The following is a 15,864-nucleotide window of genomic DNA, read 5'->3' as shown; positions in this document are numbered from 1 at the left end:
TGACTTTCAAAAGTAAATAAGTTATAATAATTCTTGTCTTAAATGAATACAGTCTGGTAATGATGGCAGAGAGGCCACACCCGTTCCCATACCGAACACGGAAGTTAAGCTCTCTAGCGCCGATGGTAGTTGGGACCTTGTCCCTGTGAGAGTAGGACGTTGCCAGGCAATTCGGAGGATTAGCTCAGCTGGGAGAGCACCTGCCTTACAAGCAGGGGGTCGGCGGTTCGATCCCGTCATCCTCCACCATTTAGCCGACTTAGCTCAATTGGTAGAGCAACTGACTTGTAATCAGTAGGTTGGGGGTTCAAGTCCTCTAGTCGGCACCAGTTTTTATTGCAAGAGCCATTAGCTCAGTTGGTAGAGCATCTGACTTTTAATCAGAGGGTCGAAGGTTCGAATCCTTCATGGCTCACCATTTTAATGAAATATGCGGGTGTGGCGGAATTGGCAGACGCACTAGACTTAGGATCTAGCGCCTTTGGCGTGGGGGTTCGACTCCCTTCACCCGCACTTTTAATAGAATAACTCAAACATGTCTTGCGGAAGTAGTTCAGTGGTAGAATACAACCTTGCCAAGGTTGGGGTCGCGGGTTCGAATCCCGTCTTCCGCTCCAATTTTCAGTATGACATGCCGGGGTGGCGGAACAGGCAGACGCACAGGACTTAAAATCCTGCGGTGGGTGACCACCGTGCGGGTTCGACCCCCGCCCTCGGCACCATATGCGCCCGTAGCTCAATTGGATAGAGCGTTTGACTACGGATCAAGAGGTTAGGGGTTCGACTCCTCTCGGGCGCGTTTTCTTTCGGGAAGTGGCTCAGCTTGGTAGAGCACCTGGTTTGGGACCAGGGGGTCGCAGGTTCAAATCCTGTCTTCCCGATACTTGTTTGGGGCCTTAGCTCAGCTGGGAGAGCGCCTGCCTTGCACGCAGGAGGTCAGCGGTTCGATCCCGCTAGGCTCCACCAAAAAAGTTCTTTGAAAACTGAACGAAACAAACAACGTGAACGTCAATTTTTATTTTTAGATGCTAGACAAACTAACTTTATTGGAGAGTTTGATCCTGGCTCAGGATGAACGCTGGCGGCGTGCCTAATACATGCAAGTCGAGCGAATGGATTAAGAGCTTGCTCTTATGAAGTTAGCGGCGGACGGGTGAGTAACACGTGGGTAACCTACCCATAAGACTGGGATAACTCCGGGAAACCGGGGCTAATACCGGATAATATTTTGAACTGCATAGTTCGAAATTGAAAGGCGGCTTCGGCTGTCACTTATGGATGGACCCGCGTCGCATTAGCTAGTTGGTGAGGTAACGGCTCACCAAGGCGACGATGCGTAGCCGACCTGAGAGGGTGATCGGCCACACTGGGACTGAGACACGGCCCAGACTCCTACGGGAGGCAGCAGTAGGGAATCTTCCGCAATGGACGAAAGTCTGACGGAGCAACGCCGCGTGAGTGATGAAGGCTTTCGGGTCGTAAAACTCTGTTGTTAGGGAAGAACAAGTGCTAGTTGAATAAGCTGGCACCTTGACGGTACCTAACCAGAAAGCCACGGCTAACTACGTGCCAGCAGCCGCGGTAATACGTAGGTGGCAAGCGTTATCCGGAATTATTGGGCGTAAAGCGCGCGCAGGTGGTTTCTTAAGTCTGATGTGAAAGCCCACGGCTCAACCGTGGAGGGTCATTGGAAACTGGGAGACTTGAGTGCAGAAGAGGAAAGTGGAATTCCATGTGTAGCGGTGAAATGCGTAGAGATATGGAGGAACACCAGTGGCGAAGGCGACTTTCTGGTCTGTAACTGACACTGAGGCGCGAAAGCGTGGGGAGCAAACAGGATTAGATACCCTGGTAGTCCACGCCGTAAACGATGAGTGCTAAGTGTTAGAGGGTTTCCGCCCTTTAGTGCTGAAGTTAACGCATTAAGCACTCCGCCTGGGGAGTACGGCCGCAAGGCTGAAACTCAAAGGAATTGACGGGGGCCCGCACAAGCGGTGGAGCATGTGGTTTAATTCGAAGCAACGCGAAGAACCTTACCAGGTCTTGACATCCTCTGAAAACTCTAGAGATAGAGCTTCTCCTTCGGGAGCAGAGTGACAGGTGGTGCATGGTTGTCGTCAGCTCGTGTCGTGAGATGTTGGGTTAAGTCCCGCAACGAGCGCAACCCTTGATCTTAGTTGCCATCATTAAGTTGGGCACTCTAAGGTGACTGCCGGTGACAAACCGGAGGAAGGTGGGGATGACGTCAAATCATCATGCCCCTTATGACCTGGGCTACACACGTGCTACAATGGACGGTACAAAGAGCTGCAAGACCGCGAGGTGGAGCTAATCTCATAAAACCGTTCTCAGTTCGGATTGTAGGCTGCAACTCGCCTACATGAAGCTGGAATCGCTAGTAATCGCGGATCAGCATGCCGCGGTGAATACGTTCCCGGGCCTTGTACACACCGCCCGTCACACCACGAGAGTTTGTAACACCCGAAGTCGGTGGGGTAACCTTTATGGAGCCAGCCGCCTAAGGTGGGACAGATGATTGGGGTGAAGTCGTAACAAGGTAGCCGTATCGGAAGGTGCGGCTGGATCACCTCCTTTCTATGGAGAATTGATGAACGCAGTTCATCAATAAACGTTGACTTGTTTTGTTTCGTTCAGTTTTGAGAGAACTATCTCTCAAGTTTAAATGTATGTTCTTTGAAAACTAGATAACAGTGTAGCTCATATTTTTTTAATTTTAGTTTGGTTAAGTTAGAAAGGGCGCACGGTGGATGCCTTGACACTAGGAGTCGATGAAGGACGGGACTAACGCCGATATGCTTCGGGGAGCTGTAAGTAAGCTTTGATCCGAAGATTTCCGAATGGGGAAACCCACTATACGTAATGGTATGGTATCCTTACCTGAATACATAGGGTATGGAAGACAGACCCAGGGAACTGAAACATCTAAGTACCTGGAGGAAGAGAAAGCAAATGCGATTTCCTGAGTAGCGGCGAGCGAAACGGAATCTAGCCCAAACCAAGAGGCTTGCCTCTTGGGGTTGTAGGACATTCTATACGGAGTTACAAAGGAACGAGGTAGACGAAGCGACCTGGAAAGGTCCGTCACAGAGGGTAATAACCCCGTAGTCGAAACTTCGTTCTCTCTTGAATGTATCCTGAGTACGGCGGAACACGTGAAATTCCGTCGGAATCTGGGAGGACCATCTCCCAAGGCTAAATACTCCCTAGTGATCGATAGTGAACCAGTACCGTGAGGGAAAGGTGAAAAGCACCCCGGAAGGGGAGTGAAAGAGATCCTGAAACCGTGTGCCTACAAATAGTCAGAGCCCGTTAATGGGTGATGGCGTGCCTTTTGTAGAATGAACCGGCGAGTTACGATCCCGTGCGAGGTTAAGCTGAAGAGGCGGAGCCGCAGCGAAAGCGAGTCTGAATAGGGCGTTTAGTACGTGGTCGTAGACCCGAAACCAGGTGATCTACCCATGTCCAGGGTGAAGTTCAGGTAACACTGAATGGAGGCCCGAACCCACGCACGTTGAAAAGTGCGGGGATGAGGTGTGGGTAGCGGAGAAATTCCAATCGAACCTGGAGATAGCTGGTTCTCCCCGAAATAGCTTTAGGGCTAGCCTTAAGTGTAAGAGTCTTGGAGGTAGAGCACTGATTGAACTAGGGGTCCTCATCGGATTACCGAATTCAGTCAAACTCCGAATGCCAATGACTTATCCTTAGGAGTCAGACTGCGAGTGATAAGATCCGTAGTCAAGAGGGAAACAGCCCAGATCGCCAGCTAAGGTCCCAAAGTGTGTATTAAGTGGAAAAGGATGTGGAGTTGCTTAGACAACTAGGATGTTGGCTCAGAAGCAGCCACCATTTAAAGAGTGCGTAATAGCTCACTAGTCGAGTGACTCTGCGCCGAAAATGTACCGGGGCTAAATACACCACCGAAGCTGCGAATTGATACCAATGGTATCAGTGGTAGGGGAGCGTTCTAAGTGCAGTGAAGTCAGACCGGAAGGACTGGTGGAGCGCTTAGAAGTGAGAATGCCGGTATGAGTAGCGAAAGACGGGTGAGAATCCCGTCCACCGAATGCCTAAGGTTTCCTGAGGAAGGCTCGTCCGCTCAGGGTTAGTCAGGACCTAAGCCGAGGCCGACAGGCGTAGGCGATGGACAACAGGTTGATATTCCTGTACCACCTCTTTATCGTTTGAGCAATGGAGGGACGCAGAAGGATAGAAGAAGCGTGCGATTGGTTGTGCACGTCCAAGCAGTTAGGCTGATAAGTAGGCAAATCCGCTTATCGTGAAGGCTGAGCTGTGATGGGGAAGCTCCTTATGGAGCGAAGTCTTTGATTCCCCGCTGCCAAGAAAAGCTTCTAGCGAGATAAAAGGTGCCTGTACCGCAAACCGACACAGGTAGGCGAGGAGAGAATCCTAAGGTGTGCGAGAGAACTCTGGTTAAGGAACTCGGCAAAATGACCCCGTAACTTCGGGAGAAGGGGTGCTTTCTTAACGGAAAGCCGCAGTGAATAGGCCCAAGCGACTGTTTAGCAAAAACACAGGTCTCTGCGAAGCCGTAAGGCGAAGTATAGGGGCTGACACCTGCCCGGTGCTGGAAGGTTAAGGAGAGGGGTTAGCGTAAGCGAAGCTCTGAACTGAAGCCCCAGTAAACGGCGGCCGTAACTATAACGGTCCTAAGGTAGCGAAATTCCTTGTCGGGTAAGTTCCGACCCGCACGAAAGGTGTAACGATTTGGGCACTGTCTCAACCAGAGACTCGGTGAAATTATAGTACCTGTGAAGATGCAGGTTACCCGCGACAGGACGGAAAGACCCCGTGGAGCTTTACTGTAGCCTGATATTGAATTTTGGTACAGTTTGTACAGGATAGGCGGGAGCCATTGAAACCGGAGCGCTAGCTTCGGTGGAGGCGCTGGTGGGATACCGCCCTGACTGTATTGAAATTCTAACCTACGGGTCTCATCGACCCGGGAGACAGTGTCAGGTGGGCAGTTTGACTGGGGCGGTCGCCTCCTAAAGTGTAACGGAGGCGCCCAAAGGTTCCCTCAGAATGGTTGGAAATCATTCGTAGAGTGCAAAGGCATAAGGGAGCTTGACTGCGAGACCTACAAGTCGAGCAGGGACGAAAGTCGGGCTTAGTGATCCGGTGGTTCCGCATGGAAGGGCCATCGCTCAACGGATAAAAGCTACCCCGGGGATAACAGGCTTATCTCCCCCAAGAGTCCACATCGACGGGGAGGTTTGGCACCTCGATGTCGGCTCATCGCATCCTGGGGCTGTAGTCGGTCCCAAGGGTTGGGCTGTTCGCCCATTAAAGCGGTACGCGAGCTGGGTTCAGAACGTCGTGAGACAGTTCGGTCCCTATCCGTCGTGGGCGCAGGAAATTTGAGAGGAGCTGTCCTTAGTACGAGAGGACCGGGATGGACGCACCGCTGGTGTACCAGTTGTTCTGCCAAGGGCATAGCTGGGTAGCTATGTGCGGAAGGGATAAGTGCTGAAAGCATCTAAGCATGAAGCCCCCCTCAAGATGAGATTTCCCATAGCGTAAGCTAGTAAGATCCCTGAAAGATGATCAGGTTGATAGGTTCGAGGTGGAAGCATGGTGACATGTGGAGCTGACGAATACTAATAGATCGAGGACTTAACCATATAATATGAAGCAATGTTATCTAGTTTTGAAGGAATATACCTTCATCAGTTTGGTGATGATGGCAGAGAGGTCACACCCGTTCCCATACCGAACACGGAAGTTAAGCTCTCTAGCGCCGATGGTAGTTGGGACCTTGTCCCTGTGAGAGTAGGACGTCGCCAAGCAAAATAAAAACACAAGTCTTTTGACTTGTGTTTTTTCGTGTTTCTTTTTACAATTCATAGTAATTTAAAAAATCTTTACTTAAAGAATCGTCCTTTTGATTAAAGACAGGGAAATGTGGCTAGGATAGTGAATAAGCAAAAGAGTTGCAAATTTTTTTAATACGTATATAATTAAAGTCAAAGATAGTCAAAGTCAATAAAGGTGGCGGATAAATGAGAAATATATCTGATATCATTGAGAAATATCTAAAGCAAGTTATTGACTTAAGCAATAATAATGCGATTGAAATCAAGAGGAATGAGGTCGCTGATCGATTCGATTGTGTGCCGTCTCAAATCAACTATGTAATCAATACCCGTTTTACGTTAGAAAGAGGATTCGTAGTAGAAAGTAAACGAGGTGGAGGAGGTTACATTCGCATTATAAAAGTCAAACTGCATGATGATATAGACATTATTGATCAAATGCTTCATATGATTGATCATAGCGTTGCACAAGGAAATGCAGAAAGCATGATTATACGTTTAATAGAAGAGGGTATTATAACAAATCGTGAAGCTAAACTTATGTTAAGCGTACTAGATCGTTCTGTATTATTAATGGATGTTCCTTCTCGAGATGAACTTAGGGCTCGAATATTATGCGCAATGTTAAGAACACTGAAATATAAATAAATATAACTTTTGTTAAGAATGATAGCTAAGATAATGCAGTTTAATATTGTAGGGATTTTGAAAGATGACATGTGCTTTTACTAAATGGATTAAGGAAAGAGAACAATCTAGTAATGTATGAAAAGTATCATGAGATAGATCGTTCCTGTTGTAAAGGTGGGGGATAGCGATGACTTGTCAAAACTGTAATATAAGACCAGCAACTTTACATTATACAAAAGTAATCAACGGAAAAAAGGCGGAAGTTCATCTTTGCGAGCAATGTGCAGAACAAAGTGGCTATACGTCTTTCTTTCAATCACCGCAGTCTAATTTTTCATTCCATGACCTATTAGCCGGATTATTGCATAGTGAACCGGCAATGTTTGAAGAAGGGCAAGATGCATTTTCAAATACAAATATATCAAGATGTCCGAATTGTAAGATGACATATGAACAATTTACAAAAGTGGGACGCTTTGGATGTGCTTCTTGTTACGATACATTTAAGGGGCATTTAAAACCGTTGTTAAAACGTCTTCACGGTGGGCATACGGATCATTGTGGAAAAATTCCTGAACGTATAGAAGGAAATATCTACTTAAAGAAAGAATTAGATGAACTAAAACTCAATCTGAAACAATATGTACAGAAAGAGGAATTTGAGAAAGCGGCTGAAGTACGAGATAAAATTCGAGGTCTTGTAAATCAGCTTAGTGAGCATAGAGAGGGGGAATAGTTCTATGTCACTGGACAGAATCATGAATGAAGCGATTAGTCCATGGATGAAGGGAGATGGCCCTGATTCTGATATTGTTTTAAGTAGTCGAATTCGTTTGGCTCGTAATTTTAAAAAATATCAATTCTCTACTATGCAAAACGAGGAAGAAGCTAAGCAGATTCATGAGTTATTTAAGAAGAAGTTTATAAAAAAAACTGTAGAACCTTTTGGGGAGTTTGAACTATTAAAAATGAATGAATTAAATCCTCTTCAAAGGAGAGTTTTAGTTGAGAAGCATTTAATTAGTCCAAATCTTGCAGGAACAGAATACGGAGCATGCCTACTATCAGAAAGTGAACATATAAGTATCATGCTTAATGAAGAGGATCATGTTAGGATTCAGTGCCTATTTTCAGGTTTACAGTTATCAGAGGCGCTTCAAAGTGCCAATCAAATAGATAATTGGATCGAGGAGCAGGTTGAATATGCTTTTGATGAATCGCTTGGATATATTACGAGTTGCCCCACTAACGTCGGTACAGGATTAAGGGCTTCGGTAATGATTCATTTGCCGGGACTGGTTTTAACGAAAAGAATTAACCGTATTATACAAGTAATTCAAAAATTAGGGTTAGTTGTAAGAGGAATATACGGTGAAGGTAGCGAAGCGTTAGGTAATATATTTCAAGTGTCAAATCAAATGACACTAGGGAAATCAGAAGAAGATATTATTGCAGATTTAAAGAGTGTCATTCAACAAATCATCCATCAAGAAAAAACGGCTAGAGAATTAATTGTACAAAATTCAAGCATTGAGCTTGAAGATAAAGTATATCGTTCTTACGGAATACTAGCTAACAGTCGTTTAATTCAATCTGCAGAAGCAGCCAATTGCTTATCAGATGTACGGCTTGGTATTGACTTAGGATATATACAAGGTATATCGAGAAATATTTTAACTGAGTTAATGGTTCTTACTCAGCCAGGCATTTTGCAACAATATGCAGGAGGACCTTTAGGACCAGAAGAAAGAGATTATCGAAGAGCAACCTTAATCCGTGAGCGATTACGAATTGAACAAAATTAAGCGCAAGTAGGAGGCGATTTCTATGATGTTTGGAAGATTTACAGAACGAGCACAGAAAGTATTAGCTTTATCTCAAGAGGAAGCAATTCGCATTGGGCATAATAATATTGGAACAGAACATATTTTACTTGGGCTTGTACGCGAAGGTGAAGGAATTGCAGCAAAAGCGTTAATTGCTCTTGGATTAAGTCCAGAGAAAGTTCAAAAAGAGGTAGAAGCATTAATTGGACGTGGAACAGAAGCTTCTCAAACAGTACATTACACACCTCGTGCTAAAAAAGTTATTGAGTTGTCTATGGACGAAGCTCGTAAGCTAGGCCATTCCTACGTTGGAACAGAACATATTTTACTTGGTTTAATCCGTGAAGGTGAAGGTGTAGCAGCACGCGTTTTAAATAATTTAGGTGTAAGCCTAAATAAAGCAAGACAACAAGTGTTACAACTCCTTGGAAGTAATGAAGCTAGTTCAGGTCACCAGGGTGGTTCATCAACAAATGCGAATACACCTACACTTGACAGTCTAGCACGTGATTTAACAGTTGTTGCACGTGAAAATCGTTTAGATCCTGTTATTGGACGTAGTAAAGAAATTCAACGTGTAATTGAAGTGTTAAGCCGTAGAACAAAAAACAATCCAGTATTAATTGGAGAACCTGGTGTAGGTAAGACAGCAATTGCGGAAGGATTAGCACAGCAAATTGTAAATAATGAAGTTCCTGAAACTTTAAGAGATAAGCGTGTTATGACATTAGATATGGGTACAGTTGTTGCTGGAACAAAATATCGTGGTGAATTTGAGGATCGTTTAAAGAAAGTGATGGATGAGATTCGCCAAGCTGGTAACATCATTCTATTTATTGATGAGCTTCATACGTTAATTGGTGCAGGCGGGGCGGAAGGTGCAATTGATGCATCGAATATTTTAAAACCATCTTTAGCACGTGGTGAATTACAATGTATTGGTGCAACAACTTTAGACGAATATCGTAAATATATTGAAAAGGATGCGGCATTAGAAAGACGTTTCCAACCAATTCATGTTGATGAACCAAACTTAGAAGAATCAGTTCAAATTTTAAAAGGTTTACGTGACCGTTATGAGGCGCATCACCGCGTATCTATTACAGATGATGCAATCGATGCAGCTGTAAAACTTTCAGATCGTTACATTACAGACCGTTTTTTACCTGATAAAGCAATCGATTTAATTGATGAGGCTGCATCAAAAGTGCGCTTACGTTCTTATACAACACCGCCAAACTTAAAAGAGCTTGAAGTGAAGCTTGAGGAAATTAGAAAAGAAAAAGATGCAGCTGTACAAAGCCAAGAATTTGAAAAAGCTGCTTCCTTACGTGATATGGAACAACGTTTACGTGAAAAGTTAGAAGATACAAAGCGTCAGTGGAAAGAGAAACAAGGACAAGAAAACTCAGAAGTAACAGTAGAAGATATTGCAAATGTCGTTTCCACATGGACACGTATTCCAGTTTCTAAACTTGCACAAACAGAGACAGATAAATTATTAAACTTGGAATCAATTTTACATGATCGTTTAATTGGGCAGGATGAAGCAGTTGTAGCTGTGGCAAAAGCTGTTCGTCGTGCGAGAGCGGGATTAAAAGATCCGAAACGTCCAATTGGCTCATTTATTTTCCTAGGACCTACTGGTGTAGGTAAAACAGAACTAGCAAGAGCATTAGCAGAATCTATGTTCGGTGATGAGGATGCAATGATCCGCATCGATATGTCTGAGTACATGGAAAAGCATTCTACTTCTCGTTTAGTTGGATCTCCTCCAGGATATGTTGGATATGAAGAAGGTGGACAATTAACAGAGAAAGTTCGTCGTAAGCCATATTCAGTTGTCTTATTAGATGAAGTAGAGAAAGCTCATCCTGATGTGTTTAATATTTTACTACAAGTATTAGAAGATGGCCGTTTAACAGATTCTAAAGGACGTACAGTTGATTTCCGTAATACAATTGTTATTATGACGTCTAATGTTGGTGCAGACGCATTAAAACGTAATAAACATCTTGGATTTAACGTACAAGATGAGAGCCGCGATTATTCAGATATGAAAGGTAAAGTAATGGATGAATTGAAAAAAGCATTTCGTCCAGAATTCTTAAACCGTATTGATGAAATTATCGTGTTCCATATGCTTGAGAAAAAACATATTCAAGAAATTGTAACTCTTATGGTGAATCAGTTAGTGAAACGCTTAAAAGAACAAGAGATTGAATTGCACTTAACAGAAGGAGCAATTTCAGCAATTGCTGATAAAGGATTTGATCGAGAGTACGGTGCTCGTCCGCTTCGTAGAGCAATTCAAAAACATGTAGAAGATAGACTATCAGAAGAACTGTTAAAAGGTGCTATTGAGAAAGGACAAAAAGTTATCTTTGATATAGAAGGAGAATCATTTGTCATTCATAGTGCGGAAAAGGTAAAATAAGTATAGACAAACAAAGAGGGCTACGCGATAGCCCTCTTTCTTGTACGAGAAGGATAAACGTTTGTAGATGAAAGTGAAGTGAACTATAAAAGATATGGCTAAAAAGAAAACAAAATTTACATGTCAAGAATGTGGTTATCAGTCGCCAAAATATATGGGGAAATGTCCTGGGTGTGGTCAATGGAATACGCTTGTTGAAGAGATGGAACCAGTTGTATCATCAAGACGCCTTAATTATGCCAATGCAATTCAATCAGAAGTAACAAAACCAAGACGCTTAACAGAGGTAGAAACAAAGTCTGAGGCGCGTATTGAAACGAAATTTCAAGAGTTTAACCGTGTACTTGGTGGCGGGATTGTAGATGGATCTTTAGTACTTATTGGTGGAGACCCTGGGATTGGGAAATCAACATTGTTATTACAAATTTCATCGCAATTAGCAGATTCTTCATATGATGTACTATACATATCAGGTGAGGAGTCAGCAAAGCAGATCAAACTTCGTGCAGATCGTTTGCATGTAAAGGGTAGTAATCTATTTGTTGTAGCAGAGACTGATTTACAGAGAATTGCAGCGCACATTGAAGAGATGAATCCAGCTTTTGTTGTTATTGACTCCATTCAGACGATACATTTACCTGAAGTGACGTCAGCCCCAGGGAGTGTAACGCAAGTACGTGAATGTACAGCGGAATTAATGAAACTTGCAAAGACGAAAGGGATTCCTATTTTTATCGTCGGACATGTGACAAAAGAAGGGGCAATTGCAGGACCACGTATGCTAGAACATATGGTTGATGCAGTTCTTTACTTTGAAGGAGATCGTCACCATACATATCGTATTTTGCGAGCTGTGAAGAACCGTTTTGGTTCCACAAATGAAATGGGTATCTTTGAAATGAAGGAACTAGGTCTTGCAGAAGTACTAAATCCTTCTGAAATTTTCCTTGAGGAACGTCCAGTTGGAGTTGCAGGATCCACAGTGGTTGCTTCAATGGAAGGAACAAGACCGGTTTTAGTAGAAATACAAGCATTAATCTCCCCTACTAGTTTTGGAAATCCTCGAAGAATGGCGACGGGAATTGATCATAACCGCGTTTCACTTATTATGGCAGTGCTAGAAAAAAGAACAGGTTTATTGTTGCAAAATCAAGACGCATATTTAAAAGTTGCGGGTGGCTTGAAATTAGATGAACCAGCAATCGATTTAGCTGTCGCCTTAAGTATTGCTTCAAGTTTCAGAGATAAAGCTACTGCACCAGCCGATGCGGTAATAGGAGAAGTAGGCCTAACTGGAGAAATAAGAAGAGTATCAAGAATTGAACAACGTGTACAAGAAGCAGCGAAATTAGGATTTCAACGTGCTATTATTCCTAGAAAAAATTTGGGAGGATGGACAATTCCAGATGGGATTGAGGTAGTAGGTGTTTCTAATTTAGGAGAAGCGCTTCGTTTGACATTAGGAGGCTAGGCTATGGAGGAAAACAAGCAACGTGTCAAAAGTATGATTAATATTCTACAGCTTGTTGCCCCAGGAACACCACTACGCGAAGGGATAGATAACGTACTTCGTGCGCAAACTGGAGGGCTAATTGTTCTTGGGTATAATGAGCAGATTAAAAGTATTGTTGATGGAGGATTTCACATTAATTGTGCATTCTCACCGGCTAGTTTATATGAATTAGCAAAAATGGATGGGGCACTTATTTTAAATGAAACTGGGAGCAAAATTTTAATTGCAAATGCACAATTAGTTCCAGATCCATCCATTGATTCTATTGAAACAGGTATGCGTCACCGAACGGCAGAGCGTGTAGCAAAGCAGACGGCTAGCCTTGTTGTGGCTATTTCACAAAGACGTAACGTAATTACACTATATCAAGGGAACTTACGTTATACACTAAAAGATATAGGTGTAATTTTAACAAAGGCAAACCAAGCTATTCAAACGTTAGAAAAATATAAAGCTGTATGGAATGATGGGATTACGAATTTGGGCATTCTAGAATTTGAAGAGGTCGTTACAATGTCCGAGGTAGTTCACGTTTTACATAGTGTTGAAATGGTACTGCGTATTAAAAATGAAATAGTGAGCTACATTCATGAGTTAGGAACGGAAGGAAGGTTAATTCGTTTACAACTTACAGAATTACTAGCCGACTTAGAAGCAGAGGCAGCGTTATTAATTAAGGATTATTATCAAGAAAAAACGCAGGATCACCATCAAATTTTGAAAAAGTTACAAGATCTTGCAAATACACAGCTTTTAGAGGATAGCGATTTAGTTAAATTGCTCGGCTATCCAGGGCAAATGAGCTTAGAAGAAAGCGTGACACCGAGGGGATACCGAATCGCAAGCAAAATTTCTCGTGTTCCACCACTTATCATTGAAAATTTAATTAATCGATTTAAAACATTGCAAGGTGTTTGTCGTGCGACTATTAATGAATTGGATGATGTGGAAGGAATTGGGGAAGTTAGGGCGAAGAAAATACGAGAGGGCCTAAAAAGAATTCAAGAGCATCTCTATATGAGTAGACACAATTAAGAATATTACATTGATTCCATAATATAACGACACTAGAACATTTTTGTTATATGATATGGTATATTGGTAAATAAAACTATTTACAAAAAAACACGTCCGCTTTTGCATTCGGCGTTTTGATTAGCAAAACAATGGTTAATAATGAGTAGGAGGTGGTTGGATGTTAAAAAGGATCGTACAGCTCTTCTTTTTAGTGATCGGGGGAGCGTTAGGGATTTTTCTAATCCCAAAAGTTATTAATGTATTGGACGTTGGTGCTGTTCCTTTGCTTGAGGGATCGTACGTTCGTGCGATTATTGGTGCAATTATTTTATTTTTAACAACATTTTGGCTTGTGGATTATATTGTTCAACTTATTAAACATATCGAAGAAGCCCTTGTAAAGGCACCGGTAGCGGATGTTTTATTTGGTACATTAGGGTTGATCTCTGGTCTTATTGTTGCATATTTAATTTTGATACCAATTCGTGAATTCACGATTCCAGTCATTAGTACAGTATTACAAGTGTTCTTTACTCTTTTACTTGGTTATTTAGGATTCCAAGTAGGATTTAAAAAGAGAAATGAATTGCTAGGATTATTTACATTACCCCAGCGTGGAGGTAAGAAGAAAAACAATAGCGAGAACGAAGAGGTAGAGGTAGAAAAATCTACAACTCATTGGAAAATTCTCGATACAAGCGTAATTATTGATGGACGTATTGCGGATATTTGCCAAACGAAGTTTTTAGAAGGAACAATTGTGATTCCACAATTCGTATTAGAAGAGCTTCAGCATATTGCCGATTCTTCTGATGCTTTAAAGCGTAATCGTGGTCGCAGAGGATTAGACATTTTAAATCGTATTCAAAAAGAGCTACCAATTCCGGTGGAAATTTATGAAGGCGATTTTGAGGATATCCAAGAGGTGGATAGCAAGCTTGTAAAGTTAGCTAAAATCACTGGTGGAACTGTTGTAACAAATGATTTCAACTTAAACAAAGTTTCTGAATTACAAGGAGTAACAGTATTAAACATTAACGATTTAGCAAATGCAATTAAACCAGTCGTACTCCCTGGCGAAGAATTAAGTGTTTATGTTGTGAAAGATGGTAAAGAACAAAATCAAGGTGTGGCATATTTAGATGATGGCACGATGATTGTAGTAGAAGACGGTAGAGAATATGTCGGTTCGCAACTTAATGTACTAGTTACAAGTGTGTTGCAAACATCGGCTGGTCGTATGATTTTCGCAAAACGTAAATTATTAGAAAAAGCATTATAAGTAGAGGATTATTAATATGTATACGTTAATTATTCCAGCAGCGGGTCAAGGGAAACGGATGGGTGCTGGCAAAAACAAGTTGTTCTTACTTATAAATGGAGTACCTATCATTGTGCATACATTACGTGCTTTTGAAAAAGATAAAGCATGTAAACGTATTATCATGGCAATTAACGAAGAGGAACGCCCTTATTTTGAGGAGTTAATGCAGAAGTACCCGGTTGAAAAGCAGGTGCAATTTATTCAAGGCGGGGCCGAAAGACAAGATAGTGTGTATAATGCGCTTCAGTATGTGAGTGGTGTTGAATATGTTCTCGTACACGATGGTGCGCGCCCGTTCGTAACGAATAAGATGATGCAAGATGTATTAACTGCAGCAGAGAAATATGGTGCTTCCATTTGTGCGGTGCCAGTGAAGGATACCATTAAGAAAGTAGAACAGGGTGTTGTTGTTGAAACGGTAGAACGTTCTCAGCTTAAAGCGGTTCAAACACCGCAAGGATTTTCTGTTCCTCTTTTATTAGAAGCTCATAGAAGTGCAAAGCAAAGTTGTTTTCTTGGTACAGATGACGCAAGTCTCGTAGAACGTGTAGGGAAGAAAGTAGGCGTAGTAGAGGGGAGTTACTATAATATTAAAGTGACGACTCCAGAGGATTTACTAATTGCTGAAAGTTTCCTTCATGTTCAGAAGAAATAGAAGTGATGGTATTATAGTAAAGAAAAGCTCGGCAGTTGCCGAGCTTTTCTTTATAGAGATAGCAATATAATATAGAATTCATAAAGTAGTTTAGATTGAGGAGGATGTAAAGAATGTTTCGAATTGGACAAGGTTTTGATGTACATGAATTTGCGGAAGGTAGACCGTTAATTATCGGTGGAATTACAATTCCTCATGAAAAAGGATTAATCGGTCACTCGGATGCAGATGTATTGTTACATACGATTGCTGACGCATGTCTAGGAGCAATTGCAGCAGGAGATATTGGAAAACATTTTCCCGATACAGATCCTGCCTTCAAAGATGCGGATTCAGCTGTATTGTTACAAAAGGTTTGGGAATTTGTGCGTGAACAAGGTTATGAGCTAGGGAACCTAGATTGTACAATTATTGCCCAAAAGCCAAAAATGGCACCGCATATTGAAAGCATGCGTAAACGCATTAGTGAACTATTAGAAACGTCTATTGATAATATTAATGTAAAGGCAACAACAACAGAAAAATTAGGATTTACAGGTAGAGAAGAAGGGATTGCTTCTCAAGCGGTTGTTTTATTACAGAAAAAATAGTGGTTTTTAATTCGTAA

General features: G+C 42.3%; 9 protein-coding genes, 9 tRNA genes and 4 rRNA genes. All 22 read left to right on the top strand.

Annotation, left to right across the window (positions count from 1 at the left end):
• Positions 1–52 precede the first annotated feature (52 nt).
• The 22 genes from rrf (JFU54_RS04070) to ispF all read left to right on the top strand — a co-directional run bounded on the left by rrf (JFU54_RS04070) (position 53) and on the right by ispF (position 15,847).
• Positions 53–168 (top strand): 5S ribosomal RNA (gene rrf, locus JFU54_RS04070).
• Positions 169–173: 5 nt separating this feature from the next.
• A tRNA-Val gene (locus JFU54_RS04065) sits at positions 174–249 on the top strand.
• Positions 250–253: 4 nt separating this feature from the next.
• Positions 254–329 (top strand) — tRNA-Thr (locus JFU54_RS04060).
• 13 nt (positions 330–342) lie between these two features.
• Positions 343–418 (top strand) — tRNA-Lys (locus JFU54_RS04055).
• Between the two features lie 14 nt (positions 419–432).
• Positions 433–513: transfer RNA gene (locus JFU54_RS04050), tRNA-Leu, on the top strand.
• 29 nt (positions 514–542) lie between these two features.
• Positions 543–617, top strand: a tRNA-Gly gene (locus tag JFU54_RS04045).
• 16 nt (positions 618–633) lie between these two features.
• Positions 634–722 (top strand) — tRNA-Leu (locus JFU54_RS04040).
• 3 nt (positions 723–725) lie between these two features.
• Positions 726–799, top strand: a tRNA-Arg gene (locus JFU54_RS04035).
• A gap of 8 nt (positions 800–807) precedes the next feature.
• Positions 808–881 (top strand) — tRNA-Pro (locus JFU54_RS04030).
• Positions 882–890: 9 nt separating this feature from the next.
• Positions 891–966: transfer RNA gene (locus tag JFU54_RS04025), tRNA-Ala, on the top strand.
• A 77-nt stretch (positions 967–1,043) separates the two neighbouring features.
• Positions 1,044–2,595 (top strand): 16S ribosomal RNA (locus JFU54_RS04020).
• Between the two features lie 146 nt (positions 2,596–2,741).
• A 23S ribosomal RNA gene (locus tag JFU54_RS04015) occupies positions 2,742–5,663 on the top strand.
• A 49-nt stretch (positions 5,664–5,712) separates the two neighbouring features.
• Positions 5,713–5,828 (top strand): 5S ribosomal RNA (gene rrf, locus JFU54_RS04010).
• Together the 16S, 23S and 5S rRNA genes with 9 tRNA genes alongside form the textbook arrangement of a ribosomal RNA operon.
• 213 nt (positions 5,829–6,041) lie before the next feature.
• Entirely contained in the window at positions 6,042–6,503 is a 462-nt protein-coding gene (ctsR, locus tag JFU54_RS04005) for a transcriptional regulator CtsR (RefSeq protein ID WP_002029353.1), read from the top strand.
• Positions 6,504–6,672: 169 nt separating this feature from the next.
• Positions 6,673–7,221: a protein-arginine kinase activator protein McsA gene (gene mcsA / locus JFU54_RS04000; protein WP_002009823.1), complete on the top strand. Its 549-nt coding sequence runs from the start codon at positions 6,673–6,675 to the stop codon at positions 7,219–7,221.
• A gap of 4 nt (positions 7,222–7,225) precedes the next feature.
• The gene (gene mcsB, locus JFU54_RS03995; protein WP_002139949.1) at positions 7,226–8,290 is read left to right on the top strand and encodes a protein-arginine kinase McsB; all 1,065 of its coding nucleotides are present in this window, start codon (positions 7,226–7,228) and stop codon (positions 8,288–8,290) included.
• Positions 8,291–8,312: 22 nt separating this feature from the next.
• Positions 8,313–10,748, top strand: a complete 2,436-nt coding sequence (clpC, locus tag JFU54_RS03990; protein WP_002009819.1) for an ATP-dependent protease ATP-binding subunit ClpC — start codon at positions 8,313–8,315, stop codon at positions 10,746–10,748.
• A gap of 94 nt (positions 10,749–10,842) precedes the next feature.
• Positions 10,843–12,219: a DNA repair protein RadA gene (radA, locus tag JFU54_RS03985; RefSeq protein WP_002009817.1), complete on the top strand. Its 1,377-nt coding sequence runs from the start codon at positions 10,843–10,845 to the stop codon at positions 12,217–12,219.
• Between the two features lie 3 nt (positions 12,220–12,222).
• Positions 12,223–13,296: a DNA integrity scanning diadenylate cyclase DisA gene (gene disA / locus JFU54_RS03980; RefSeq protein ID WP_000392162.1), complete on the top strand. Its 1,074-nt coding sequence runs from the start codon at positions 12,223–12,225 to the stop codon at positions 13,294–13,296.
• Between the two features lie 160 nt (positions 13,297–13,456).
• On the top strand, positions 13,457–14,560 hold the full coding sequence (locus JFU54_RS03975; RefSeq protein ID WP_002063406.1) for a PIN/TRAM domain-containing protein: 1,104 nt from the start codon (positions 13,457–13,459) through the stop codon (positions 14,558–14,560).
• Between the two features lie 16 nt (positions 14,561–14,576).
• Positions 14,577–15,257 (top strand): 2-C-methyl-D-erythritol 4-phosphate cytidylyltransferase, encoded by a 681-nt coding sequence (gene ispD / locus JFU54_RS03970; RefSeq protein ID WP_002009811.1) that lies wholly within the window; start codon positions 14,577–14,579, stop codon positions 15,255–15,257.
• A 113-nt stretch (positions 15,258–15,370) separates the two neighbouring features.
• Complete coding sequence (gene ispF, locus JFU54_RS03965) at positions 15,371–15,847, top strand: 2-C-methyl-D-erythritol 2,4-cyclodiphosphate synthase (protein WP_000488386.1); 477 nt, start codon at positions 15,371–15,373, stop codon at positions 15,845–15,847.
• The last annotated feature ends 17 nt before the right edge of the window (positions 15,848–15,864 follow it).

The organism is Bacillus sp. TH19 (assembly GCF_016651075.1).
Taxonomy (GTDB): domain Bacteria; phylum Bacillota; class Bacilli; order Bacillales; family Bacillaceae_G; genus Bacillus_A; species Bacillus_A mycoides.
Note: the sequence above shows the minus strand (reverse complement) of the source record. Positions and strands in the feature narration are given on the sequence as shown.

What these genes read in the sequence shown, in the direction of transcription:
- mcsA (WP_002009823.1), top strand. Translation starts at nt 6,673, where the DNA reads ATGACTTGTCAAAACTGTAATATAAGACCAGCAACTTTACATTATACA.
- ispD (WP_002009811.1), top strand. Translation starts at nt 14,577, where the DNA reads ATGTATACGTTAATTATTCCAGCAGCGGGTCAAGGGAAACGGATGGGT.
- clpC (WP_002009819.1), top strand. Translation starts at nt 8,313, where the DNA reads ATGATGTTTGGAAGATTTACAGAACGAGCACAGAAAGTATTAGCTTTA.
- disA (WP_000392162.1), top strand. Translation starts at nt 12,223, where the DNA reads ATGGAGGAAAACAAGCAACGTGTCAAAAGTATGATTAATATTCTACAG.
- ctsR (WP_002029353.1), top strand. Translation starts at nt 6,042, where the DNA reads ATGAGAAATATATCTGATATCATTGAGAAATATCTAAAGCAAGTTATT.
- ispF (WP_000488386.1), top strand. Translation starts at nt 15,371, where the DNA reads ATGTTTCGAATTGGACAAGGTTTTGATGTACATGAATTTGCGGAAGGT.
- mcsB (WP_002139949.1), top strand. Translation starts at nt 7,226, where the DNA reads ATGTCACTGGACAGAATCATGAATGAAGCGATTAGTCCATGGATGAAG.
- JFU54_RS03975 (WP_002063406.1), top strand. Translation starts at nt 13,457, where the DNA reads ATGTTAAAAAGGATCGTACAGCTCTTCTTTTTAGTGATCGGGGGAGCG.
- radA (WP_002009817.1), top strand. Translation starts at nt 10,843, where the DNA reads ATGGCTAAAAAGAAAACAAAATTTACATGTCAAGAATGTGGTTATCAG.